The sequence below is a fragment of the Anaerotignum faecicola genome (assembly GCA_024460105.1).
Lineage (GTDB): Bacteria > Bacillota > Clostridia > Lachnospirales > Anaerotignaceae > JANFXS01.
Genome location: JANFXS010000006.1, coordinates 17,921 through 42,886 on the forward strand (window position 1 = coordinate 17,921; position 24,966 = coordinate 42,886).

The following is a 24,966-nucleotide window of genomic DNA, read 5'->3' on the forward strand; positions in this document are numbered from 1 at the left end:
GGCCTGAAAATTTTAAAACGCGAGTAAAAATATGGTATTTTGAGACGGCAGTTGTTAACATTTTATTAAATATTTTTAGATTATTAGAATTAAATATGTTTTTGTGCTATTATATCGTTATATGTCTAAGAAGGGGGAAAGGGAATGGTTAATAAAAAAAAGGCGGCGATCCTCGGCGCTGTAACGGCATTGGTTATCGGCGGAACAATGAACTCAGTTTCGGCTGCAAACAGTTCACAGGCAGGATCAAGCACAGATCCTCTTGTTACAAAGAGCTATGTAGATGAATCTATAAGCACTTTATTAACGGCGCTTAATGAAAATAATTCGGATTCCCAGGCGGTTTCTGCAAGTTCTTCGGCAGCATTTGTGCCTGTTAAGGTTGCTAAAGGGCAAATACTTATCGGCGGCGAAGGAGCGGAAATAATACTGCGCAGCGGCAGCGCCGTAAGCTTTTGCAGCGGGCAGGACGGCATAATTGACGTAACGAGCGGAACAGAATATTTTAACGGAACGCCGCTTGCGGCAAACCATATGGTTATTATTCCCAGAGCCGACGGGCGCGGGGCGACTGTTACGTCAAACGAGGCATGGTTTATTGTAAAAGGCGGATATGAGATAAAGTAAATAAAGTATCATTATTAAGGAGATGCACAATGAAAAAAGGGACAAAATTACTCAAAAGCGCCGCGGCGGCGGCCGTGGTTGCGGCTTCGCTCTTTTCTTCGGTTTCGGCGTTTGCCGCATATACGCTTTATGAGGATGTTACGGTTGAAGACGTTGTTAAGGGCGTTACATATGAAAAAAAACACAGGCTTACCGACGAGGGCTGGCTTGATTTATATATACTAAATATAGATCTGTCAAACAGCGATATAAGGGTTGAGCCTGTACAATCCGGCACGGAAATCGGACTAAGGGAGCGTGTCGGAACAATCTTGAGCATGGGAGGGGCCTTGGCAGGAGTAAACGCTTCTTATTTCGGAATGACTGGTAAATATTCATCATCATTCGGGCCGGCAATTAAAGACGGAGAGGTACTTTCAATAGATACTGACAAAAACCTTGAAGGGAACCAATTCGGCACATATTATGAGGATTTAGACGGCATAAGCCATTTTGATTACTTTTCTACAAATATACAGGTTTATGTTGACGGCAATTCATATTTTGAATTTGCAGGAATAAATACAATTACGGAAATGATTTATCCAGTATGCCTCACAAGAGCGGCAGGCGAAAATACTGCTCCTATTGACGCAAGGTTTGCCGATCTTGTGAAAATTGTTGTTGAAGAAGGAAAAGTGACAAAAATTTCCCAGAAAGGGGAAACAGTCGATATACCGGAAAACGGGTATGTTATTGTTTTAAGTTCCGAATATGCCGACGCATTTTTACAGTATTTTTATGTTGGCCAGAAAGCGGAGCTGCGTGTGTCCTCTACATTTGATATAGACAAAATACAAACTGCAATTTCAGGCGGGGGAATTATACTTAAAGACGGCCAAAAGCCTGAGAATATAGGCGAAATGGCTTCCGGAAGACATCCCAGGACGCTTCTTGGGCTTTCGGAAGATCAAAAAACTATGAAACTTATTGTTGCCGACGGAAAACGCTCGAACGGAAACAATAAAAGTATCGGCCTTACAGTTGATGAGGCAGTTGATCTGCTAAAAGCGGAAGGTATGTATTACGGACTTAACTTGGATGGCGGAGGGTCGTCCGTAATGGCGGTAAAAACAGCGGAAGAAGATGCTGTTTCAACTGTTTCAAGCCCTGCCGAGGGAAGCGAAAGGCTTGTGATGACGGCAGTAGGAGTTTTTGACGACAGTCCTGTCGGAGACATAACGCAGCTTGTTATTAAACCGGAAAGCGACAGAGTTGTTGTAGGGGAATCTGTGGCTGTGGAAGTTTTCGGATATGATGAAAATCTCCATAAAATACCGATTTCAGTTGATAATATAAGCTTCAAAACGGATGAAAATACCGGCATGTTTTCGGGGAACAGATATACTCCGCTTTCAATAGGAAACAATTTTATAACTGCTGAGTATAATTCAGTTGTGGCAACTACAGAAGTCAATGTTGTTGATATTAAAGAGATAAAACCAAATCAAAGCGCAATTTATCTCAATAAGGGTGAAAGCGCCAATATATCTGTTAAAGGCGTAACTACAGACGGATATGAAGTTGATTTGTCAGGGAATGTAAGCATTTCATCGGATTTCGGAGATGTAAACGGCTCGACGTTTACGGCTGTGCAGGACGGCGGCGGTTATATAACATGCAGTTATAACGGGCTTACATGTTATATAAAAGTGGTTGTCGGAACAAGCGAAAGCGGCATAACGTCATTTGAGGATACAAAAGACCTTAAATATTCGGCATATCCGAAAGATATAGAGGGAATTGCGGGAATTTCGAAAGCGGTTGTTTCTGACGGCGTATCCTCGCTCGGGCTTAGTTACTATTTTAAAGAAGCTGAATATACACAGGCGGCGTATCTTGATTTTGCGGCTCCCATTAAGATAAACGGAACCCCTAAAGCTCTCAAGCTTTCAATTAAGGGCAACGGTTCCGGACAATGGGTAAGAGGAAAAATTAAAGATGCAAACGGAACGGAATTTGTTATTGAATTTACCCAAAATGTCGACTGGACAGACTGGAAAGATATGACGGCAAATATACCGTCGGAGGCTGTATATCCAATAACTCTGAACACAATATATGTTGCGGCTTTAAGCAATACAAATACAAATCAGCAGGTAATGTATTTTGACAATTTGAGGGGCGAATATCCTATTGATGCAGCTGTGAACATGCCCGAACCTGTTAAAGGGCTTGATATTTATGAAGGCAATACGCAGGGAAAAGAACAGGGATATACATATATTAATGTTTCAGGATCGATAACAAGCGGAAACGCCGAAGGCGGGATATATACATCCGCAAGGAATCAGGTAGGCGCGGCTCTCGGCAAAGACAGCGACATAGCCTTATTTGCAGGAAAGAGCGATATTGATTCGGCAGGAAGTGCGGAGGTTATTAAGTGGAAAGGCGATTATGCCGTTTATGATAAAAACGGAGCTGTGCTTATTAATGTATTTGCCCAAAACGGCGGTATTAAAGATACATTGGCCTCACAATGGCAGCATATTAAATCAGACGCGGTTAACAGCCAAAACAAAAATGTAATTATATTTATGGATTTGGCTCCGTCAAAATTTAATGACGGCGATGAGGCAGAGCTTTTCAACAGCATGCTTCAGGATATTGCTGAAGCCGGCAAGAATGTATTCGTATTGTATTCAAATACAGGCGAATATTCTTTAACTGTAGATAACGGTATAAGATACATATCTCTGCCGAATCTATGGACTTCCGGAGGGACTGTTAATGACAATTATAAAATTGTCAGATTTAAAGTTAACGGAAACGATTTGAAATTTGAAGTTTTAGATGTGCTTTAATTAGATATGCTTAAGAAGCGTATGCAAATATTTTCAAAAGCGGGGCTGCGGAATTTAATTCTAAAGCAAAACTAATTGGCAGGTTTCTGTTTATATTTGTTTTATCTTAGGGACGTTTGACAAACGTCCCTTTTATTTCTTAAAATAATTATTTTTAATTTTATTTTATTGAAAGGAAACAGGTAGTTTGATAAAATGATAAAAGGGAAGTTATGGGATTATACAGGGGGGTTATAAAGTGGTTGAGGATATATTGGCGTTTTTAAAATGGATAATTTTGGGTGTATTTCTTGGGGTTATTATAGGTTTTGTAGGAGTTTTGTTCCATTTTTGCATTGATTTTGCAACAAATTTCAGGATTAATAATACATGGATATATTTTTTCCTTCCTGTCGGCGGCTTGATAATTGCATGGCTTTACAAAACATTTGGCAACGAAAATGATATGGGAACAAATTTTGCCATGGTGGCTATAAGAACCGGGGATTGTATGCATCTTGTGACAGCGCCGCTTGTTTTTATAGGATCGGTAATAACTCATCTTGTGGGCGGTTCGTCGGGACGTGAGGGCGCCGCTTTGCAAATAGGAGGAAGTATAGGAAATAAAATCGGAAGAACAATACGTCTTGATGAAAAAGATATGCATACAATAACTATGTGCGGCATGAGCGCCGCATTTTCAGCGCTTTTTGGAACGCCTATAACGGCGACCGTATTCTCAATGGAATTTATAAGTATAGGAATTATGCATTATTCGGCATTTGTGCCTTGTGTTGCCGCGGCAGTTACGGGAAAGCTCGTTGCGGGATATTTTTGCGTTGAGCCTGAAAACATACTTCTCAGTTCCGTGCCGGAAATTAAGCCGGAATTTTTGATAAAAACTACGATTTTAGCCGCGCTATGCGCTTTTATAAGCATTTTATTTTGTATAATAATGCATAATGTTTCAAAAGGCTATAAGAAGTATATACCAAATTTATACTTACGGGGAACAATCGGCGGGTTTATAATTCTTGCGGCAACGCTTTTAATAGGCAATTATGATTACAGCGGCGGCGGGATGAATATTGTCGAAAGAGCTGTAGAGGGCGACGTTTTTATATTTGCTTTTTTTATTAAAATGGTTCTTACGGCGCTTACTATAGGGGCCGGTTTTAAAGGAGGAGAAATAGTGCCGACGTTTTTTATAGGGGCCACATTCGGAAATGCTGTAAGCCGTATTATAGGGCTTGAGCCGGGGTTTGGGGCCGGAATAGGAACGATTGCCGTTTTTTGCGGCGTTACCAACTGCCCTATTTCTTCGATTATACTGAGCCTGGAACTTTTTGGTTCTGAGGGATTTTTGTTTTTTGCCGTTGCATGTGCGGTAAGCTATATGCTAAGCGGGTATACAGGCTTGTACAGCGAACAGAAAATTATTTATTCTAAAACCAAAACAGAGTTCATTGATAAAAAAGCCTGCTGAACATATTATTAATTTTTTAATTTGGGTATGAATATTATACGATAATTTGAGAATAATATTGAATTTTATTAAATAATAACGTATAATACCTAAGTAGCGGAAGCTGAATAAAAATAAAAGTTAAAAGAGGAGTGGTAAGTGTTATGAAAATATATTCAAAAGTTATGGCCGCTATTGTTGCAGGAGCTATGGTATTTGCAATGGCAGGATGCTCTGGAGGAACGGATTCGTCATCGGAAACGCCGGCTGACGGCGGAGAAACAGAGCAGACAGCTGAGGGCGGCGAGGAAAAAGGCGATAAGCTTATTATGGCTACAAACGCTACTTTTCCACCGTATGAATATTATGAAAACAACCAAATTGTAGGTATTGATGCTGAAATCGCAGCAGCTCTGGCTGATAAATTGGGTATGGAACTTCAAATCGAAGATATGGAATTCGGCTCGATTATTACGGCGGTTCAAAGCGGCAAAGCCGATATTGGCATGGCCGGAATGACTGTAGACGAAGACAGGCTCGTAAGCGTTAATTTTACAGACAGTTATGCCGAAGGATATCAGGTAATAATTGTTAAAGAAGGCTCTCCGATTCAAAGCGCAGACGATTTAGCGGATAAAACGGTAGGCGTACAGGAAAATACGACAGGCGATATTTATATTAGCGACGATTATCCCGACGCTACAGTAATGCGTTACAGCAAAGGTACCGAAGCCGTACTTGCGCTTTCTCAGGATAAGATTGACGCCGTTGTAATCGACAGGGAGCCGGCTAAGGCTTTTGTTGAAGCAAATGAAGGACTTACAATACTTCCAACTGAATATGTCGTTGAAAATTATGCGATAGCGGTTGCAAAAGATAATGAGGAACTTCTTGAAAAGCTTAATACGGCGCTTAATGAACTTATTGAAGACGGAACCGTACAGTCTATAATCGACAAATACATTACTGCAGAATAATACATAGAATAGGAAAGGGGGATTGTTATTCCCCTTTTTCGATTATTTATAATTTTTGTATCCGGAAAGGGTTTTTATTTTGGAAGATTTTAAACTGAGGTTTATAAACAACTTTATAACAGACGACAGGTGGAGGTATATAACGGACGGCCTTTGGGTAACGCTGAAAATTACTTTCTTTGCGGCTTTAATCGGTATTGCGATTGGTTTTGTTGTCGCCGTTATCCGTTCTACGCATGACAGGACTGGAAAACTTAAATTCTTAGATGCATTGTGCAGGATATACTTAACGGTTATAAGAGGAACTCCGGTTGTAGTTCAGCTTATGATTATGGTTTTTATTATATTTTCAAAAGCGCCTATGGACTTGACTATTTATGTTGCAATGCTCGCTTTTGGAATAAATTCCGGCGCATATGTTGCGGAAATAGTGCGCGGGGGAATAATGAGCGTAGATTATGGACAGATGGAAGCCGGGCGCAGTCTTGGGTTTAATTATGGGCAGACAATGTGGTATATAATTGCTCCGCAGGCTTTTAAGACGGTTTTGCCTTCGCTTGCAAATGAATTTATTGTGCTTTTAAAAGAAACTTCTGTTGCAGGATATATTGCGCTTCAGGATTTAACAAAAGGCGGATACATTATACTTGGACGCACATATGACGCGTTTATGCCGTTGATTGCGGTTGCTATTATATATCTTGTACTTGTTATGGGGCTTTCAGCATGCGTAACAAGGCTTGAAAGGAGGCTGCGCAACAGTGACCACTAATGAAAATTCCGCTTTAAGCGCAGATAATGTGCTGATTAAAGTTAATAATATTGAAAAACATTTTGCCGGTGGTAAAGTAAAAGCTCTTAACGGGATTACAACTGAAATCCGCAAAGGCGAGGTTGTTGTTATAATCGGCCCTTCAGGTTCGGGGAAGTCAACTTTCCTTCGATGCCTTAATCTCTTGGAAGTTCCTACTGGCGGCAGCATATTGTTTGACGGTGTTGATCTTACTGATAAGAGCGTCGATATAGATAAGCATCGTCAAAAAATGGGAATGGTTTTTCAACATTTTAATTTATTCCCTCATATGACAATTTTAAGAAATATGACAATCGCACCTATAAAGCTTCAGGGAAAAAGCCAGCAGGAAGCTGAAAAGCTTGCAATGGGGCTATTGGAGAGAGTTGGACTTTCAGATAGGGCAAACGCATATCCTTCGCAGCTTTCAGGCGGTCAGAAGCAGCGCGTTGCAATAGTCCGCGCTTTATGTATGCAGCCGGAAGTTATGCTGTTTGACGAGCCTACAAGCGCCCTCGATCCGGAAATGGTTGGGGAAGTTCTTGAAGTTATGAAAAGCCTTGCCATTGAAGGAATGACAATGGCTGTCGTAACGCATGAAATGGGTTTTGCGCGTGAAGTTGCGTCCAGAGTTATATTTGTTGACGGAGGGAAGATAGTTGAAGAAGGAACGCCAAATGAAATTTTTTCTAACCCTAAGAGTGAAAGATTAAAGGGATTTTTGGCGAAAGTTTTATAGGAACTTGGATGTTTGGAATTATACCGGTGTGACAAAATAACATGCCGGTATAATATAAATGTTTCAAAATGTGAAAAAATGATCCTTATATAAAAATTTGGTATTGAATTTATAAAATATGTATGTTATATTATATACATAAAGACAACACACACTATACCATATAATTTTTGGGGCTGAGTTCCGGTTATTTATTAACCGGAGCTCTATTTTTTTGTATAATTAAACATATACAAGGGATTTTTTACAAACTGCCAATAAATGTTGAATTTAATATGTTAAACAGGGTATTTACAGAGTTGTATTAAAGTGAAGTGGGTTATTAGTATTAATTTATGAGGTTTTAATCGAATATTGAGTTCTAATTTTATTGATAATTGGTTTATGAGATATGTGTTTGCTTCAACATTGCAATATGCTCTTATAAGTGATTAGGATACATGAAGAAGGTGTTTTAGAGATATATTCATTTTTTACCGACTATTTAAAATAGTTTTACAATCGTTGTTTCCAGCGATGATTTTTATAAATACAGATGTAAATTGTTAAACTTATTGTTGATAAAATCATTGGCTTCGCTTTATAAGAGCACACACGGTTTTAACGGTAGTTAGCGGCGCAGTAGCTATGTTAAAGCCTTTTGCCGTAGGATAAAACCGTATGCCTGCAAGCCTTTGTCTTGCTATTATGCCGCTAACTCCCGTCAAAACTCTTCAACTGCTTAAGGAAAAAATTTTTGCTGTTTATGGCGAATACACATCGGCGTAGCTAATCCTACGGCAAACGTAAGCAACATGGAAATGCGGAAAATTTTTCTTTGCATAGCGTGTGTGCCCTTGTAAACTTAAGCTATTATGAATTCATATATAGAAATCACAAACATTCAAAATATAAATGATTTGAATAATAAGGGATGATTTTTATTTCTTCAAAGTTGTGGAAGTTTAAAATTAGTTTTATAAAGCAGAATATGGATTATATGTATTTTATGTATATATTACAGGGAACATTTTTTGTTTTCAATGTGCTGCTATTTTAAAAATTAATATTTAAGAATAAATAATGATATAAATTGTGATATTGATCTTCATAAGGAGTGGATTTAACAATAAAAATTTCTGAGGTTGCAGGCTGAACTTTGTATTAATTATTTTGCGGTAATTTTTAATTTTTTTAAAAATCGCACAATATATGATTTTGGATTTAATTCTAAAGTATATTTAATTTTAAATATTATTCTCTGCAAGGTTGCGGAAGTTAAATTTTTTATAGCTTTTAATAGCTTCGGTTTATGGCGCACATGTTTCACAAGGAAAATTTTTTGGCTTTTATGCGTTCATATGCCTGCCGCAGGATCCGTTGCGCCATGAACAGCAAAAATTTTTTTATGAGGCCGGGAAGTTTTAACAATTTGCAGCGGCATGAGAGCAGCGCAATGATGAGCCGGAGTAACAAATCCTACGGCAAGCGGCTTTAATACGGATATTGTGCTTATGCCAAGTAAAGCCGTGTACGTTATTTGCAAACCCAAAAGGTTGTTTTCAGTGCCAACGGTTTTAGTTATAAAATACATTATTGCAATGGATTTTATTGAATATTTTGTTAAAAAATTTATAAAAGGCTACCTTTTTTGGATAAAAGCGGTTATAATAGAAAACTGTATTATATAATAGGGGTATTATGAGGAAACGCAATGGAGAAAAAAAATAATAATGATGTTAAAACAGTCAGTTTCATAATGGTTATAACTTTAATTGGCAAGATAATGGGGCTTGTAAGGGATCAATTTCTTGCAAGCAATTATTCTATAGGTATTGAGGCCAATGCTTTTCTTACTGCAAGCAGAATACCGCGTGTATTTTTTGACGTTGTTTTTGCTTCGGCGATTTCGGCAAGCTTTATACCTGTTTTTAACGAATATATGAAAAAATATGGCAGGGAAGAATCATTTAAGCTGTCAAATAATTTTATTACTCTTGTAGGTGTTTTTACTACGGCAGTTACAATTTTGGGGATATTATTTGCTCCTCAGCTGACAACGCTTTTTGCAGATGGATTTGATGAAGAAACGGCCTTGCTATGCACAAAGCTTGTAAGGATTTTATTCCCTACGACGATTTTCACGGGCATTGCGTTTTCATTTGTAGGAATACTTCAAAGTATGGATGAATTTAATGTCCCGGCGGCTATGAGCATAGCGTCGAACCTTGTTATAATAATTTATTTTATATTTTTTAACGACAGATTCGGAATATACGGCCTTACCGCCGCTTTCCTTTTAGGATGGGCAATGCAGGCTCTTGTGCAGATACCGCCGCTTGTTAAGAAGAAGTTTTCTTACAGGCCGTATATAAATTTGAAAGATGAAGGGCTTAAAAAGATAATTTCACTTATGCTCCCCGTCATGGTAAGCACATGGATACAGCCTATTAATATTGCTATAAATACTAAATATGCGTCCAGGCTTCTGGAAGGTTCCGGAGTTTCGGCAATAGAATATGCAAACACAGTATACTCTATTATTGTAGGCGTTTTTGTACTTTCTGTAGCAAATGTAATTTTTCCGAAGCTTTCTAGGATGAATATTGACGACAATAAGAGCGGATTCAGCGCGACAGTTGGATCAACTCTTGAAGCTATGGCTTTCCTGCTTATTCCTATGACGGCCGGGCTCATGGCTCTCAGCGGGCCTGTTATAAGCCTTATCTACGAACACGGCAAATTTGGGGATTATGCGGTAGGGCTTACGTCAAATGCGCTTTTCTTTTTTTCAATAGGGATGATTGGTTTTGGCATACAGACGATATTAAGCAGGGCATATTATGCGAAACAAAACGGCAAGGTACCGCTTTTAAGCGGAGTCGCTTCAATTATAATAAACATATTTTTATGTTCCGTACTTTCAGAACCTATGGGGATTGGAGGGTTGGCGCTTGCATCGTCAGTTTCAACTGTTGTGGCGGGAATAATACTTTTGCTGCCTACGCAAAAAAACGATAAGATTATAAGCAGGGACAATTTAAAACAGTATTTAAAAATGGCCGTATCCGCAATAATAATGGCAGGGGCTGTGGCAGTATGCAGGGATATGCTGACAAATATTATTGGACAGTCTGTTATTTCAAAAATTATTTTGGTAGGAATTCCAACGTTTATTGGGATTTTGATATATATGGTTTTAACTTATATTTTAAATGTTCCACAAGCAAAAACTGCTTTTGGCTTTGGAATAAAATTTTTGAAAGGAAAGGGAAAAAATGATTGAAAACAGTTTAATATATTCATTCCTTACCCGTATTGGAAATTCGTTTATGAAATGCCTTAACGAAAGTGCGTTTGTTACCGCATTTCTTACTAAAAGCGACCATTTGGAAACAGTTACGGGCAGCCTGATTTTTAAAGCGTATTATTTTCTGAAAGTTTTATTTTCCAAAATATTCAGAGCCATGCGGCTTGACAAGCTGCTTAGCGGCAGCATACTTAAAGTCACGGCTTTTTGGGCGGGGCTTACTATAGCGGCCGCGCCTTTTGTTCCGACAATGCTTGTGCTTTTGATGGCGGCGGCAGGATTTGGCTCTATGATTTTAAGGCTTCTGTGCGATGAAAAAAGGGAACTCAGATATTCCGCGGTTAACAAATACATATATGTTTATGCCGGGGTATATTTGTTTGCAACATTTTTGTCTGTAGATCTTAAAGGCAGTCTTTTCGGAGGACTCTTAACAGTCTGCTTCATACTTTTTTCCATTGTAGTTATAAATGCTTTTGAAAGCAGGATACAAGTTAAAGCACTGCTGTTTGTAATGGTGTGCGGCGGAGTGATTGTTTCGCTTTATGGTTTTTACCAGTATTTGTTCCAGTCGAAGTTTGGCGGGGTATGGGTAGATACCGAAATGTTTGACGGAATGTTCCGCGTATATTCCACTTTTGCAAACCCAAATGTACTCGGAGAATATTTTTTAATTGTAATACCTATTTCGGTTGCATGTTTTTTTATATCAAAACCAATTTTAATGAAGATTTTTTATGCAGGCACAACAGCCGTAATGCTTGCATGCCTTGTGCTCACTTATTCAAGGGGGTGTTATATCGGCATAGCCGTTGCGGCGGCAGTTTATCTTGTGCTGTATGATAAACGATTTATTTTTCTGGGGGTATTGGCGCTTCTGCTCATGCCGTTTTTCCTGCCGGAAACAATGCTTAACAGGATTTTGAGTATCGGGAATATGGAAGATTCATCAACGTCTTACAGGGTTTATATATGGATGGGCACCATAGCCATGCTTAAAGATTACTGGTTTACAGGTATCGGCCCCGGAGAAAGCGCGTACAATGTGGTGTATCCTATTTATGGGTATAACGGTATCAGCGCGCCGCATTCGCATAACACATTTTTGCAGGTTATGTGCGACAGCGGGATAATAGGGATAATTGCTTTTGCAGCCCTTATATATCAATATTATAAAGCGCTTTTTATAGCGTTTATATCGGAAAAGGACGAGGAAAGCAGATTTTTAATTCTTGCCGGGCTTGCTTCTGCAAGCGGCTTTTTTGTCCAAAGTATGTTTGACTATACGTTTTATAATTACAGGGTTATGCTGCTTTTCTGGGCTCTTATAGGCCTTGGCGTTGTATTTACTAAGTATTCTTCAATGCCGGAGGTGTGCGATGATTAAAGTTTTAAATATAATAAGCGACAGCAATATAGGCGGGGCGGGTAAATGCCTGCTTAATTTTATAAAGTATTATAATAGGGATGAGTTTGAAGTTAAAGTCGTTGTCCCGGCAGGCAGCCTTCTGATACCTGAAATAGAAAAACTTGGATGTGAAACAATATCGGCAGACTGCATAGCCGAAAAATCTTTTGATAAAAGAGCCGTTAGAATATTGCAAAGCATTATCAAAGATGAAAAGCCGGATATTGTCCATACTCACGGAAATTTGAGCGGAAGGGTAGCCGCTAAAATATGCGGAAGGAAAATTATATATACGCGTCATTCCGTGTTTCCGGTCAGCCCTAAAATCAGCAAAGGTTTGGGAAAGTTCATTAACAAGACAATGAACGAGTTTCTTTCTGACGATATAATTGCCGTTGCCGAAGCGGCAAAAGATAATTTAACCGAAGGCGGTATAAGCCCGAACAAGATTAAAGTGATATTAAACGGCGTTGAAGCCGTTGAAGAGTGCAGTGAAGATGAAAAAAACAATACTATGGAACAATATGGTATAAGCCGCGACGATTTTGTAATAGGAATAATGGCCCGTATGGAGCCTTATAAAGGGCATAAATACCTTATTGAAGCGGCTGAAATTTTGAAAAGCAAAGGGTATAAAATTAAAGTTTTAATGGCCGGAACCGGCAGCTGTGAAGGCGAACTGAAAAGTATGGTTATGGAAAAGGGGCTTCAAGACACAGTGGTTTTTACAGGTTTTATAAATAATGTGCAAAATGTGCTGAATATCATGGATATTCAAGCCAATGCTTCATATGGAACAGAAGCTACGAGTTTGGCTCTTCTTGAGGGAATGAGCCTTGGAATACCGGCTGTCGTAAGCGACTATGGCGGCAACCCGGGGGTTATTTCACAGGGAGAGAACGGCTATATATTTAAGCTTAAAGACAGCAAAGACATGGCAAAGTATATTGAAACTCTCATAACTGACAGGGAAAAATATGAATATATGTCGGAGAGGGCAAAAGAGATATTTAACGGAAAATTCACAGCCCAAATATATGCCGCAAATATTGAGGATGTTTACAGAAATGTTTTAGGAGGTAAAGGAAGCCATGACAAAAAAGAAGTTTAAAATAAATTTATTTGATATTGTACTTATTATTATAGTTCTGGCAGCTATTTTGGTCGGTTATAAGTTTACCCATAAAGAAGTTGCGGTTGAAACGAAAACAATTAGGTACACTTTTGAACTTACGGATAACGACGAAGGATTTACGGATTTGATTTCCGTAGGCGACGAAATAACAGACAATATAAAAAATTATTATATGGGGCGTGTTGTTGACGTAAAGAAAGTTCCGTACACGGAGCTTGTAGACAGCCAGGAATTAGGAAAGGTTGTTGAAACAGAAATTCCGGGAAGGGAGACGGCTATTGTAACCGTTGAAGCAAATGTAACGGAAAACGGTCCCGATCTGAAGGTTAACGGTTATTTTACTGTTAAAGGCGGCCTTGAAATTGCGGTTAAAGGTCTGGGATATGCGGGACGCGGATATATACTTACAGTTGAAAGGGAGGCGGCTGAACAATGAAACTGATTGATGAAAAAGGGAAACTTTTCGGTAAAGTTAATGCGATAGATTTATGTGTTTTGATTATTGTAATTGCCCTTGCATTTGGTGCGTATTACAAATTTGTTGTTATGAATAAGACAAGTTCGTCGGCTTCTACACAGCGTATTGAATACAAAGTTGAGATTGAAAGGGTTCGCGACGTTGCTTTGAATAATCTTAAAATTGGTGATACCCTTTACGACAAAACTTCCGGAAACGCTATTGGCACAATTACAAATATCGAAAGCGAGCCGGCGGAAGGAAGGATTAAATATGATGACGGAAGCGTCGCGGTGGGGGAAGTTGAAAACAGGTATAATATTATTTTAACGGTTGAGGCGGACGGAGTAGTTAATGAAAGCGGTTCGTTTGTAAACAGGACGTATGAACTTCTTGTCGGCTCCAAAAAGAAGTTTGTAACAAAATATATAGAGTGCGACGGAAGTGTCAGCGAAATTCTTTAGGCTGATTTTTATAGGTGAAAATTATGCAGAAAAAATATACTGTTTTAATGGCTTTGATGGGGCTTGAAATAGGCGGGGCCGAAACGCATGTTGTTGAACTTTCAAAACAGCTTAATAAGGACGGGTACAGGATTGTTGTGGCGTCTAACGGCGGCGTTTATGTTAAAGAGCTTGAACAGGCGGGGATAAAGCATTATAAGGTTCCTATGAATAAGAGGAGTATTCCCGATATGAGAAAATCATATTTACTTCTCGAGAATATTATTAAAAAGGAAAATATTGATATTGTGCATGCCCACGCCAGAATACCGAGCTTTGTCTGTGCGCTTCTCAAACGGAAAATGAATTTTACTTTTGTAACTACCGCTCATTGGGTTTTCTATACAGGTATGGGGCTTAAGTATTTAACTAACTGGGGGCAGAAAGTTGTTGCCGTAAGCGACGATATTAAAGATTACCTTATTAAAAATTACGGTATAGACAGAAGCAATATATTTGTTACAATCAACGGTATAGACACAGATAAGTTTTCTCCCGATAAAAAAGGTGAAAGCGTAATAAAGGAGCTTGGTCTGAGCACAGAAGAAAACCGTATTGTGTATGTCAGCAGAATGGACGAGGACAGATCTCTTGTTGCGGAACAGCTTATTAACATTACGGAAGAACTTGATAAAAATATTGGTAAACTAAGAATTGTTATTGCCGGCGGAGGGAATTCTTTTCAGCGCCTTAAAGAAAAAGCAGACGGCGTTAACAAACGCCTGGGGCGGGAATGTATATCTATGCTGGGAGCAAGGACTGATATAAATGAAATTGTGGCAACAGGAAAGCTTTTTATAGGAGTAAGCCGCGCCGCGCTTGAGGCTATGGCCGCTGCTAAGCCTGTGATAATTGCAGGAAACGAAGGGTATATCGGTATTTTTAAAGAAGAAAAACTTGAAGAGGCGCAGGAAAATAATTTTTGCTGCCGCGGCTGTGAACTTTCAACAGAGGAACGGCTTAAAAAAGATATTGTATACGCCCTGAATGAATTGACAGAAGAAAATATTAATGAATTGGGACGATACGGCCGCGAAGTTATATTTGAATATTATTCTGTAAGCAAAATGGCTTCCGACTGTGTAGCGGCTTACAATGCCGCATGGGAAGAATCGAAGTATAAAAGGAAAAATGTCCTAATGTCGGGATACTATGGTTTTAATAATGCGGGCGATGATGCAATACTGCTTTCAATACATTCAAATATACGAAAAATGAACAGAAATATAAATGTTTCCGTTTTGGCTAATAACCCCGAGCAGACAAAGATTAAATACGGCGTTAAAGTTGTAAACAGATACAATATGATAAGCGTTTTAAATTCCATAAGGAAATGCGATATGCTTATAAGCGGCGGCGGAAGCCTCCTTCAGGACAGAACGAGCACAAGGTCTATTATTTATTACCTTTCGATTATAAGATGCGCTAAACTGTTCGGAAAGAAAGTCATGCTGTATGCAAACGGCATTGGGCCGGTTACAAAACAACAGAACAGGAACCTTGTAAAAAATGTCGTTAACAAAGCGGATATAATAACTTTAAGGGAAGATAACTCCCTTGAAGAATTAAGGAATATGGGAGTTACAAATAAAAATACGTTTGTAACGGCAGATCCTGTTTTTACCCTCGACGGAATATCCAGGGAAAAAGCCGTTAAAATGATTTCGGCTCAGGGCATACCGTTAGATAAGCCGATAGTTGGCGTATCTGTGAGAAACTGGAAAGATTCCGACAGGTTTTTGGATGATTTTGCAGGGCTTTGCGACAGGGTTGCAGAAGAACTTGGCAGGACTGTGGTTTTTGTTTCAATGCAGGTTCCTAACGACGCTGTTGTAAGCCGGCTTGTTCAAAGCCGTATGAAAAATAAATCATATATACTTAAAGAGGACGCCACTCCGTTTGAAACTATGGGAATGATAGGCGTTATGGATTTTGTTATGAGCATGCGGCTTCATACGCTTATATTTGCCGCAAGGCAGAGGGTGCCTTTAGTCGGGTTTGTATATGACCCTAAAATAGAATCGTATCTTCAAAAATTTGATATGCCTTCCGGAGGAAGCGTGAATAAATATGATTTTGAAAAAAGTTTTGAAATAATAAAAGATATTTCCATAAACAGGAAAAGCTACGTTGACAGGCTTAATAAGTCGGTTGCGGTATTGGAAGAACTTGCGGAAAAAAATGAAACATATCTCATTAATTTGTTAGGGGAATAGGTGAAAGATATGAGGAACACAACTGAAATTCTTGGGGTGCAGTTTGACGTTCTTACTATGGAAGAAGCTGTTGGCAAGGTTATGGGGTTTTTTGACGGAAAAGGCAACCGTTTTATATGCACTCCTAACCCTGAAATAGTTATGGAAGCGCAAAAAGATTCGCAGCTTATGGGAATACTTAAAGCCGCGGATCTTGTTGTTCCGGACGGAATAGGGATAGTTTGGGCTTCAAAATTTACCGGAAAAAGAATAAAAGAAAGGGTGGCCGGATATGATTTGGCTATGAATGTTTTAAAAGAAATGGCTGTTGAAGGCAAAACGGCATACTTTTTCGGGGGAGCGCCTGGAGTTGCGGCTTCAGCGGCAAAGAAACTGATGAAAGATCATCCGGGTCTAAAAATAATAGGCACAAGAAATGGATATTTTTCGGCAAAAGAGGAAAAAGAAATAATATCGGAAATTAAAAGGCTTTCGCCTGATATGCTCTTTGTAGGTCTTGGAGCGCCCAAACAGGAAAAATGGATATATGAAAATTTAAGGTTTACTGGCGCTAAGGTTGCAATAGGTATCGGGGGAAGTTTTGACGTAATGGCGGGAAATTTAAAACGCGCGCCTAAAATATATCAAAAGCTCGGCCTTGAATGGTTTTACAGGCTTATAAAACAGCCGTCGAGATGGAAACGTATGATGCGCCTTCCCGTGTTTGTCATTAAGGTTCTGGTGAATAAAAAATAGCAGGCAGTTTAAGGGATTTATATTTGTATAAGGGATAACGTCTTATAACATATGTGAAAAAACGTTAAAAGGATTAAGTACGGCTGTTGCCTTGTTTTATATGCCGCTTAAAGCTATAAAAAATTAACTAGGGGTGTTTATATTATGATGGACGGTATTGGTTTAAAGGCTAAAAATGCGGTTTTTGTCGTTTCGGGGACATTGATTATTGCTATTGCCATTAATGTGTTTTTCCTCTCTTCAAATTTGGTTGTAGGCGGATTTTCGGGACTGGGAATTATTATCGAATCGATTACGGCCGATAGATTTAACGGAGGGATACCAATATCGTTAACAAATATAGTTTTAAATTTTCCGCTTTTTATATTGGCATATATTTTCCTTGGGAAAAGCTATCTGGGAAAAACGATTTTTGCGACGGTGTTTTTATCAGCCGCCCTTGAGATTACGTCATTCCTTCCGGCGTATAACGGGGATTTAATGCTTATTGCTATTTACGGAGGTATAATTGACGGTATTGGAATCGGCCTTGTTCTTAGGGGAATGGCAAGCACCGGAGGAGTTGAACTTATGGCTTCTTTGATACACAGAAAATTTAAACATTTATCGATTTCTTCTATTATGTTTGTTGTAAACTTTTTGATAATAGCCGCCGGCTTTTTTATATTTGGAGCGGAAAAAGCTATGTATGCGGTAATATCGATTTTTATTTCCAGCAAAGTAATAAATATTTTGCTGGAAGGCTTTTCGTTTTCAAAAGCAGCATTTATTATTTCGGAAAAAAGCGGCGAAATAGCTGAAAGGATTATGAAAGAAAACAGCCGAGGCGTTACGGCCCTTCAAGGCCGCGGAATGTATACGGGGCATAACAAAGAAGTGCTGATGTGCGTTTTTGGAAGGAAAGAAATAACGAAGATCAAGGAAATTGTAAGAAACCTTGATCCGAAAGCTTTTATTATACTTACGGATATAACGGAAGTTATGGGCGAAGGATTTAAAGATTTGTATGCCGCCGATTAACCGGGAATTAATATATTCGAGGATATTTAAATCAGCGGAAACGCATATTTCTGTGTGAAAGTTTAACAAACAACAAAAAAATTAAAAATTGTCATTTTTTTATAGATTTTTCTTGGCTTTTTTGGTATTATCTTATAAAGGGAGTTTTATTTATAGTTATTTTTCATATATACAAAATTTATTTACTGTATAAGTTTGTGTTGTTGGAAGCGCGATAATTTAAGTAGCTATTAAATCAAAGTATATTTTACGGGGTGAGCCAATGATTTCAAATCAGATTTTACAAAGTACCATTGATGGGCTTAAAAACATTACTAGGAAAGAATTAAGCGTAATTGAAAAAGAAGGAAAAATAATAGCTACCACGGAAGGGCCGGAAATGAACGGCAGCATGGTGGAGGATATTGACAGCTTTGTTGTTTCACCTGCTGAAAGCCAGCTTGTGCTTGGATATCAATATTTTAAGGTTTATGACAACAATGTGCCTGAATATGTGGTTCAGGTGAAGGGCGAAGACGAAGAAAGCTATAGAATCGGTAAAATAACGGCGTTTCAAATCCAAAACCTTCTTGTGGCGTATAAAGAAAGGTATGACAAGGATAATTTCATTAAAAACCTGCTTTTGGATAATCTTCTCCTTGTCGATATATACAGCAGGGCTAAGAAACTTCATATTGAAAATAATGTTAAGCGTATTGTTTATCTTATCGAAACAGATATTGATAAGGACATGAATATTGTGGAAATGGTTAGGAATATTTTCCCGGCCAAAACAAAGGATTTCGTTACGGCTGTGGACGAACATTGTATTATACTTGTTAAGGAAATACGCGAAAAAGAAACTCTTGAAGATATAGAAAAAACAGCCAAACAAATAAGCGACACATTAAACGGCGAAACTGGAAGCAAAACATTTATTGCAATAGGAACTGCCGTAACTGATTTAAAAGACGTTTCACGCTCATACAAAGAAGCTAAGATGGCTATAGAGGTCGGAAGGATATTTGACGGGGAAAAATCTATTGTTAATTATGAACAGCTGGGAATTGGAAGGCTTATTTATCAGCTTCCTATACCGCTTTGCAAAATGTTTATCAAAGAAGTGCTTCACGGGCTTACTATTGACGATTTTGATGAAGAAACGCTTGCAACGGTAGGTAAATTTTTTGAAAACAATCTTAATGTTTCGGAAACTTCAAGACAGCTTTATATTCACAGGAATACTCTTGTTTACAGGCTTGATAAGCTTCAGAAAATGACTGGGCTTGATCTGCGCAACTTCGACGATGCGATTATATTTAAAATTACCCTTATGGTGAGCAAATATATGCTTTACATGGAGAAAATGACTTTTTAATCCAAATGTTTTTGAAGAAATGAAAGGGAGTTTCCTTAGGGATGATTAGAGTAGATAATGTAACAAAGGTATATCCAAACGGTTCCGCCGGTGTTGAAAATGTTTCAATACACATAGAAAGAGGCGAGTTTGTATTTATTATAGGTTCAAGCGGATCGGGAAAAAGTACGCTTATCAAACTGCTTATGAAGGAACTTAACCCTACAAGCGGACAGATAGTTATAAATAAAATAAATACGACTAAAATGAAAAGAAACAAAATACCTTATTTAAGAAGGAACTTGGGAATAGTGTTTCAGGACTTCAGGCTTCTTCCTCAAAAAAATGTTTATGAAAACGTAGCGTTTGCAATGCAGGTTATAGAGGCTCCCAGAAGCCAGATAAGAAGGAATATTCCTACCGTGCTTTCGCTTGTCGGCCTTCAGAATAAAGCGAAAGCCCTGCCGAACCAGCTTTCAGGCGGCGAACAGCAGCGTACAGCGCTTGCAAGGGCCATTGTAAATAATCCGCCTATACTTATTGCAGATGAGCCAACCGGTAATCTCGATCCGGATACGGCTTGGGACATAATGTGCCTGCTGGATGAAATAAATAAACGAGGCACTACTGTTGTTGTCGCAACCCATGCAAAAGATATAGTAGACGCTATGCAAAAGAGGGTTATAACACTTAAAGGCGGGCATGTTATTAGAGATGTAAAAAAAGGTGGTTACAGCGATGAGGCCTAGTTCTATTAGGTATTATTTTAAAGAGGGCTTTACGGGTCTTTTGAAAAATAGGTTGATGACTATAGCGTCCATTGCTACGGTTGCAGCCTGTATATTTATAGTTTCGATTTCGGTTTGCATGATAACGAACTTGTCTTCAATACTTGATCAGATCGAAGATACTATAGGCATTGCGGTTTTTTTGAACGAAGATTTGTCTTCTGATGAAATTAACAGAATCAGCAACGATTTAAATGATATAGAGCATGTTACGAATGTTATATACATTTCGCCTGACGAAGCGTTGGAAGAACTGAAGGTTGAGTGGGACGCCAACGGTATACTTGATGGATTTGAAGGTGAAAATAATCCGCTTTCACACTCGTTTGAAATATCTATTGACAGTATCGAGAATCAATCGCAGGTACTTGCGGACATAAACAATGTAAAGGGGATAAATAATGTGCGCCATGCCCAGACGGAAACGCAAATGCTTCTTGATCTTAATAAAGTTTTGGGCGTTGTAGGCGTTGTAATAATTTCCATACTTGCTGTTATTTCAGTTGTTATAATTATGAATACTATTAAAATATCGGTTTATACGAGAAGGACTGAAATAAATATAATGAAGTTTGTAGGCGCTACAGACTGGTTCATACGATGGCCGTTTATTATCGAAGGTATACTTATAGGACTTATAGGCGCCGCGATACCTATGTTTATAACATGGCCGCTTTATGATAAAGTTGGAAATCTGATAATTGAAAATTTCCCTATTATACAAAATGTTGTGACTTTTGTAGACGCAAATATAATTTTTGCAAAACTTCTTCCGGCGTCGCTTATTGTAGGCTGCGGTCTCGGAGTTTTCGGAAGCGTTTCATCTATAAGAAAATACCTTATGGTATAAGAATATGAACGGTTTGCAACAGGGACGGCGGTTAGTGCCGTTATTTGCCGGGCTGTTTCCATAATTAGAAAAGTATACGTTTTTTTGTAAATATCGAGGTGTTTTTTGTATTTTAACAGAGCGATGATGCCAAAGGTGTTTGCCGTTATTTAGATTTATAGAGCGGCATTTATATGAGTTTTCCGTAAATTATAAGAAAAGCGAATATATGGATCGATTTTTAATAAACAAAAATTTGAATTTAAAATGGACTGCTTCAACGATATGCAAAAGGTTGTTATTGATCCAGCCTGTTCTAAAGTTATTTTTAAGTTGGCGGAATATACTGAGAAATTAAAATTCCGCCTTAGAATGAATTAGCGGCCGTATTTGCGGCAAAACTAATTAGAAGCTGAAAATAAAGATATTTAGAAATAAGGTGAGAGTATGTTAGAAGAGAATGTTTTGATTTCATTTTTGGAGAAATTTAACCAATATCCTTTTTTAGTAAAGACTAACAAAAAGGAATACAAGATCGGCGACGGAGAGCCTGAATTTGCGGTTAAATTTAATAAAGAAATCCCGCTGTCAGATTTATTGACCAGCACTTCGATCGCGCTGGGCGAGGCTTACATGAACGGAGAACTTGAAATTGAAGGCGATTTATATTATGCCTTGGATCATTTTTTGGGGCAGATGGATAAATTTTCTACAGATGAGAGCGCGCTTAAAAAATTGGTTTTTACATCGCTTTCAAAAAAGAACCAGCAAAAAGAAGTACAAAGCCACTACGATATAGGAAATGATTTTTATAAATTATGGCTTGATAACACTATGAGTTATTCATGCGGTTATTTTGTACATGATGACGATACGCTTTATCAGGCGCAGGTCAATAAGGTTGACTATATACTTAAAAAACTTGATTTGAAAAAAGGAATGTCGCTTTTGGACATTGGATGCGGCTGGGGATTTTTGCTTATAGAAGCGGCTAAAAAATACGGCGTTTGCGGTACCGGTATCACTCTTAGCAGGGAACAGTATAAGGAATTTAAAAAACGCATTGTAAATGAAGGTTTAGAAAGTTTACTCGATGTTGAACTTATGGATTACAGAGATCTTCCAAAGCATAAGAAGCAATATGATCGAATCGTGAGCGTAGGCATGGTTGAACATGTAGGCCGTGACAATTATCAGCTTTTTATGGACTGTGCAAAGAGGGCGTTAAAACCCGGCGGTCTTTTTCTTCTGCATTTTATAAGCGCACTAAAAGAGCATCCCGGAGATCCGTGGATTAAGAAATATATATTCCCGGGAGGAATGGTTCCAAGCCTTAGGGAAATGGTATCATGTGCGGCTGAAGACGGATTCCATACTTTAGATATTGAAAATCTTAGGATGCACTATAACCGTACGCTTCTTTGCTGGGAAAAGAACTATAAAGAACATTTGGACGAAGTTAAAAGAATGTTTGACGAAAGGTTTGCGCGTATGTGGGATTTATACTTGTCGTCATGCGCCGCAACATTTCACAACGGTATTATCGAACTGCATCAAATTTTACTGAGCAACGGCGTTAACAATGATTTGCCGATGGTACGCTGGTATTGAAAATACTAAATTAAACAAATATTTAAGAAGCCGATTTGTAATATACATATCGGCTTCTTTTATGTTTACAATTTATTAAACAAATAATTTTGTAAAGTTATATAATATTTATACTGATGAAATATAAAATCATATTATATATGTTTTTTGAGGTTATTTTTGCAATTTTAATATTTTATCTAAGATTTTTTCTAATCGGCAATAATTTAAATTATAAAAGAATATATTTTTATTATTATCCCTTTTAAGGAGATGGAGAATAAATGAACAGAAAAAACTTTTACACGGGGGTGGCAACAGGCGTTGTGTCGGCTGTTATAGCGTTTGGCGTCCTTAATGTTGCGTCTGTGGCAATCAGCGCTAAAACAAAAACGGAATTTGACGTTACGGATAAGATAAATTACATAAGCGGTTTGCTTGATAAATATTATGTTGACGGAGTTGACGATGAGAAGCTTGTGGAAGGCATATATTACGGTATGGCTGACAGTATAGGCGATCCGTATACTTCGTATTTAAGCAAGGAACAGGTTAACAGCTTTATGGAAAGTACAAACGGGAATTTTTACGGAATAGGCGTTTCAATACTTGCGGATTATGAAAATTCAACATTGACTGTTGTGTCTCCTATTGATGACACTCCTGCCGAAAAAGCAGGAATACTTCCGGGAGATATTATAACTAAAATTGACGGCGTTAATGTAAAAGATATGGATATAAGCGAGGCGATTACTAAAATTAAAGGGGAAGAGGGAAGCCTTGTAAATATAACCATATACAGGCAAAGTGAAAATAAAGAAATTGATTTTAATATTGAAAGAAGCGCAATAGAAGTGCAGTCTGTGGCAGGCAAAATGCTTGAAGACGATATTGCTTACATAGCTATTTCAGGTTTTAAAGCCAACACATTTGATCAATTTTCAAAAATATATGATGAACTGATGAATGAAGGAGCGAAAGGGCTTATAATTGACGTCAGGAATAACCCCGGAGGATTGCTTGACGTTGTAAATAAAATTGCGGATAAGCTCCTTCCTGAAGGGAATATTGTGTACACGATAGACAAAGAAGGAAACAGAACAGATTATAATTCTGATAAAGAAAGCGTAAATGTGCCTCTTGTGCTGCTTGTAAACGGAAACAGCGCAAGCGCGTCGGAAATATTAGCCGGAGCCGTGCAGGACAGCGGAACAGGCGAGCTTGTCGGGACACAGACTTTCGGCAAAGGGCTTGTCCAGAATATTTACACCCTTCCGGACGGTTCGGCGCTTAAAATTACAATACAGAAATATTATACGCCAAACGGCGTCTGTATTCAGGGAACAGGGATAACGCCTGATTATGTCGTTGAACTTCCTGAAGAGGCGGGCCCGGTTATTATAGAGGACGAAGATACGCAACTTATAAAAGCGGTTGAAGTTTTAAAAGGAAAGCTCTGATAATGATTAAGAAGCGCTGCAGAAATGGCCCGTTCCGTTTAGGCGGCGCTTTTAAGATTTGTATGAAAAGTTTATAAATTTTGTTTGACGGCGATAATATAAAATAATAGACTTAAAAGGGAAAATTTGATATTATTATATAGTTACAATATATTAAAAAATTGAAAGGGTTTTGTGTTTATGAATTCACTTATTATATTGGCGCTTCAGGCGCCGTGCGTAATCTTCGCAACTACGCTGCATGAATTTACGAGGGCGTTTGTTTCTACAAAGCTTGGCGATAATCGCCCTAGGGATAATGGCAGGCTTACGCTTAACCCGTTTAAGCACTTTGAACCGATAGGTTTTTTGCTTGCGCTTTTAACCGGGTTTGGATGGGGGCTTCCTGTCGAAACAAGCTCGCTTTATTACAAGGACAGGAAAAAAGGGACGCTGTTAACGGCTGTTTTGCCAACGGTTTCAAATCTTGTTGCCGCCGCCGTGTTCGGGATTTTAATTAAGGCCGTTGACGTTGACAACTATTATATTTATATTTTACTTTTAGGGCTTATAAGCAAAAATGTTGCCATTGCCGTTTATAATATTGTTCCCATAACACCTATGGACTGTTTAAAAGTGCTTTCGGTTGCTATGCCTGCAAACAGCTATTTCAAATATATACAGTATGAAAAAATAATACAGATGGTATTTTTGCTTGCGCTCTTTATGGGATATACAAATATAATCTTTGCACCGATTATTAATATAATAACAAATTTATTAACCTAAATAAAAGGT

20 protein-coding genes are annotated in these 24,966 nt (G+C 38.3%); all 20 read left to right on the forward strand.

Going from position 1 to position 24,966, the window contains the following annotated elements; all coding sequences use genetic code 11:
• Positions 1–144 precede the first annotated feature (144 nt).
• The 20 genes from NE664_10295 to NE664_10390 all read left to right on the forward strand — a co-directional run bounded on the left by NE664_10295 (position 145) and on the right by NE664_10390 (position 24,957).
• Positions 145–627, forward strand: coding sequence for a hypothetical protein (locus NE664_10295; GenBank protein MCQ4727031.1), 483 nt, complete (start codon positions 145–147; stop codon positions 625–627).
• 29 nt (positions 628–656) lie between these two features.
• A complete protein-coding gene (locus tag NE664_10300) occupies positions 657–3,470 on the forward strand; it encodes a phosphodiester glycosidase family protein (protein ID MCQ4727032.1) in 2,814 nt (937 codons plus the stop codon).
• Between the two features lie 238 nt (positions 3,471–3,708).
• Positions 3,709–4,935 carry a chloride channel protein gene (locus NE664_10305; protein ID MCQ4727033.1) on the forward strand — a complete coding sequence of 409 codons (1,227 nt, stop codon included), beginning with the start codon at positions 3,709–3,711 and terminating at the stop codon, positions 4,933–4,935.
• 143 nt (positions 4,936–5,078) lie between these two features.
• Positions 5,079–5,891 (forward strand): transporter substrate-binding domain-containing protein, encoded by an 813-nt coding sequence (locus NE664_10310; GenBank protein ID MCQ4727034.1) that lies wholly within the window; start codon positions 5,079–5,081, stop codon positions 5,889–5,891.
• Positions 5,892–5,967: 76 nt separating this feature from the next.
• The gene (locus tag NE664_10315) at positions 5,968–6,663 is read left to right on the forward strand and encodes an amino acid ABC transporter permease (protein ID MCQ4727035.1); all 696 of its coding nucleotides are present in this window, start codon (positions 5,968–5,970) and stop codon (positions 6,661–6,663) included.
• 31 nt (positions 6,664–6,694) lie between these two features.
• The gene (locus tag NE664_10320; protein ID MCQ4727036.1) at positions 6,695–7,423 is read left to right on the forward strand and encodes an amino acid ABC transporter ATP-binding protein; all 729 of its coding nucleotides are present in this window, start codon (positions 6,695–6,697) and stop codon (positions 7,421–7,423) included.
• Between the two features lie 1,693 nt (positions 7,424–9,116).
• Positions 9,117–10,688, forward strand: a complete 1,572-nt coding sequence (murJ, locus tag NE664_10325; protein MCQ4727037.1) for a murein biosynthesis integral membrane protein MurJ — start codon at positions 9,117–9,119, stop codon at positions 10,686–10,688.
• On the forward strand, positions 10,681–12,099 hold the full coding sequence (locus NE664_10330; GenBank protein ID MCQ4727038.1) for an O-antigen ligase family protein: 1,419 nt from the start codon (positions 10,681–10,683) through the stop codon (positions 12,097–12,099). The genes murJ and NE664_10330 overlap by 8 nt, the downstream gene beginning before the upstream one ends.
• Complete coding sequence (locus NE664_10335) at positions 12,092–13,231, forward strand: glycosyltransferase family 4 protein (protein ID MCQ4727039.1); 1,140 nt, start codon at positions 12,092–12,094, stop codon at positions 13,229–13,231. Before NE664_10330 ends, NE664_10335 begins: the two co-directional genes overlap by 8 nt.
• Positions 13,212–13,691: a DUF4330 domain-containing protein gene (locus NE664_10340; GenBank protein ID MCQ4727040.1), complete on the forward strand. Its 480-nt coding sequence runs from the start codon at positions 13,212–13,214 to the stop codon at positions 13,689–13,691. The genes NE664_10335 and NE664_10340 overlap by 20 nt, the downstream gene beginning before the upstream one ends.
• Entirely contained in the window at positions 13,688–14,176 is a 489-nt protein-coding gene (locus NE664_10345) for a DUF4330 domain-containing protein (protein ID MCQ4727041.1), read from the forward strand. Before NE664_10340 ends, NE664_10345 begins: the two co-directional genes overlap by 4 nt.
• A 23-nt stretch (positions 14,177–14,199) precedes the next feature.
• Positions 14,200–16,431 (forward strand): polysaccharide pyruvyl transferase CsaB, encoded by a 2,232-nt coding sequence (gene csaB, locus NE664_10350; GenBank protein MCQ4727042.1) that lies wholly within the window; start codon positions 14,200–14,202, stop codon positions 16,429–16,431.
• A 9-nt stretch (positions 16,432–16,440) separates the two neighbouring features.
• Positions 16,441–17,166, forward strand: coding sequence for a WecB/TagA/CpsF family glycosyltransferase (locus NE664_10355; protein ID MCQ4727043.1), 726 nt, complete (start codon positions 16,441–16,443; stop codon positions 17,164–17,166).
• Positions 17,167–17,310: 144 nt separating this feature from the next.
• Positions 17,311–18,186 (forward strand): YitT family protein, encoded by an 876-nt coding sequence (locus NE664_10360; protein MCQ4727044.1) that lies wholly within the window; start codon positions 17,311–17,313, stop codon positions 18,184–18,186.
• 262 nt (positions 18,187–18,448) lie between these two features.
• On the forward strand, positions 18,449–19,543 hold the full coding sequence (locus NE664_10365) for a helix-turn-helix domain-containing protein (GenBank protein MCQ4727045.1): 1,095 nt from the start codon (positions 18,449–18,451) through the stop codon (positions 19,541–19,543).
• 41 nt (positions 19,544–19,584) lie between these two features.
• The gene (ftsE, locus tag NE664_10370; GenBank protein MCQ4727046.1) at positions 19,585–20,271 is read left to right on the forward strand and encodes a cell division ATP-binding protein FtsE; all 687 of its coding nucleotides are present in this window, start codon (positions 19,585–19,587) and stop codon (positions 20,269–20,271) included.
• Positions 20,261–21,160 carry a permease-like cell division protein FtsX gene (gene ftsX, locus NE664_10375; GenBank protein ID MCQ4727047.1) on the forward strand — a complete coding sequence of 300 codons (900 nt, stop codon included), beginning with the start codon at positions 20,261–20,263 and terminating at the stop codon, positions 21,158–21,160. The genes ftsE and ftsX overlap by 11 nt, the downstream gene beginning before the upstream one ends.
• A gap of 426 nt (positions 21,161–21,586) precedes the next feature.
• Positions 21,587–22,750 (forward strand): cyclopropane-fatty-acyl-phospholipid synthase family protein, encoded by a 1,164-nt coding sequence (locus tag NE664_10380; GenBank protein MCQ4727048.1) that lies wholly within the window; start codon positions 21,587–21,589, stop codon positions 22,748–22,750.
• Positions 22,751–23,013: 263 nt separating this feature from the next.
• The gene (locus NE664_10385) at positions 23,014–24,189 is read left to right on the forward strand and encodes a S41 family peptidase (protein ID MCQ4727049.1); all 1,176 of its coding nucleotides are present in this window, start codon (positions 23,014–23,016) and stop codon (positions 24,187–24,189) included.
• Positions 24,190–24,369: 180 nt separating this feature from the next.
• Positions 24,370–24,957, forward strand: a complete 588-nt coding sequence (locus NE664_10390) for a site-2 protease family protein (GenBank protein ID MCQ4727050.1) — start codon at positions 24,370–24,372, stop codon at positions 24,955–24,957.
• Positions 24,958–24,966: the final 9 nt, after the last annotated feature.

Bases quoted from the DNA above. Each gene is read 5' to 3' on its own strand.
- NE664_10295 (MCQ4727031.1), top strand. From the start codon at position 145: ATGGTTAATAAAAAAAAGGCGGCGATCCTCGGCGCTGTAACGGCATTG.
- NE664_10300 (MCQ4727032.1), top strand. From the start codon at position 657: ATGAAAAAAGGGACAAAATTACTCAAAAGCGCCGCGGCGGCGGCCGTG.
- NE664_10310 (MCQ4727034.1), top strand. From the start codon at position 5,079: ATGAAAATATATTCAAAAGTTATGGCCGCTATTGTTGCAGGAGCTATG.
- murJ (MCQ4727037.1), top strand. From the start codon at position 9,117: ATGGAGAAAAAAAATAATAATGATGTTAAAACAGTCAGTTTCATAATG.
- NE664_10330 (MCQ4727038.1), top strand. From the start codon at position 10,681: ATGATTGAAAACAGTTTAATATATTCATTCCTTACCCGTATTGGAAAT.
- NE664_10335 (MCQ4727039.1), top strand. From the start codon at position 12,092: ATGATTAAAGTTTTAAATATAATAAGCGACAGCAATATAGGCGGGGCG.
- NE664_10340 (MCQ4727040.1), top strand. From the start codon at position 13,212: ATGACAAAAAAGAAGTTTAAAATAAATTTATTTGATATTGTACTTATT.
- NE664_10345 (MCQ4727041.1), top strand. From the start codon at position 13,688: ATGAAACTGATTGATGAAAAAGGGAAACTTTTCGGTAAAGTTAATGCG.
- csaB (MCQ4727042.1), top strand. From the start codon at position 14,200: ATGCAGAAAAAATATACTGTTTTAATGGCTTTGATGGGGCTTGAAATA.
- NE664_10355 (MCQ4727043.1), top strand. From the start codon at position 16,441: ATGAGGAACACAACTGAAATTCTTGGGGTGCAGTTTGACGTTCTTACT.
- NE664_10360 (MCQ4727044.1), top strand. From the start codon at position 17,311: ATGATGGACGGTATTGGTTTAAAGGCTAAAAATGCGGTTTTTGTCGTT.
- NE664_10365 (MCQ4727045.1), top strand. From the start codon at position 18,449: ATGATTTCAAATCAGATTTTACAAAGTACCATTGATGGGCTTAAAAAC.
- ftsE (MCQ4727046.1), top strand. From the start codon at position 19,585: ATGATTAGAGTAGATAATGTAACAAAGGTATATCCAAACGGTTCCGCC.
- ftsX (MCQ4727047.1), top strand. From the start codon at position 20,261: ATGAGGCCTAGTTCTATTAGGTATTATTTTAAAGAGGGCTTTACGGGT.
- NE664_10380 (MCQ4727048.1), top strand. From the start codon at position 21,587: ATGTTAGAAGAGAATGTTTTGATTTCATTTTTGGAGAAATTTAACCAA.
- NE664_10385 (MCQ4727049.1), top strand. From the start codon at position 23,014: ATGAACAGAAAAAACTTTTACACGGGGGTGGCAACAGGCGTTGTGTCG.
- NE664_10390 (MCQ4727050.1), top strand. From the start codon at position 24,370: ATGAATTCACTTATTATATTGGCGCTTCAGGCGCCGTGCGTAATCTTC.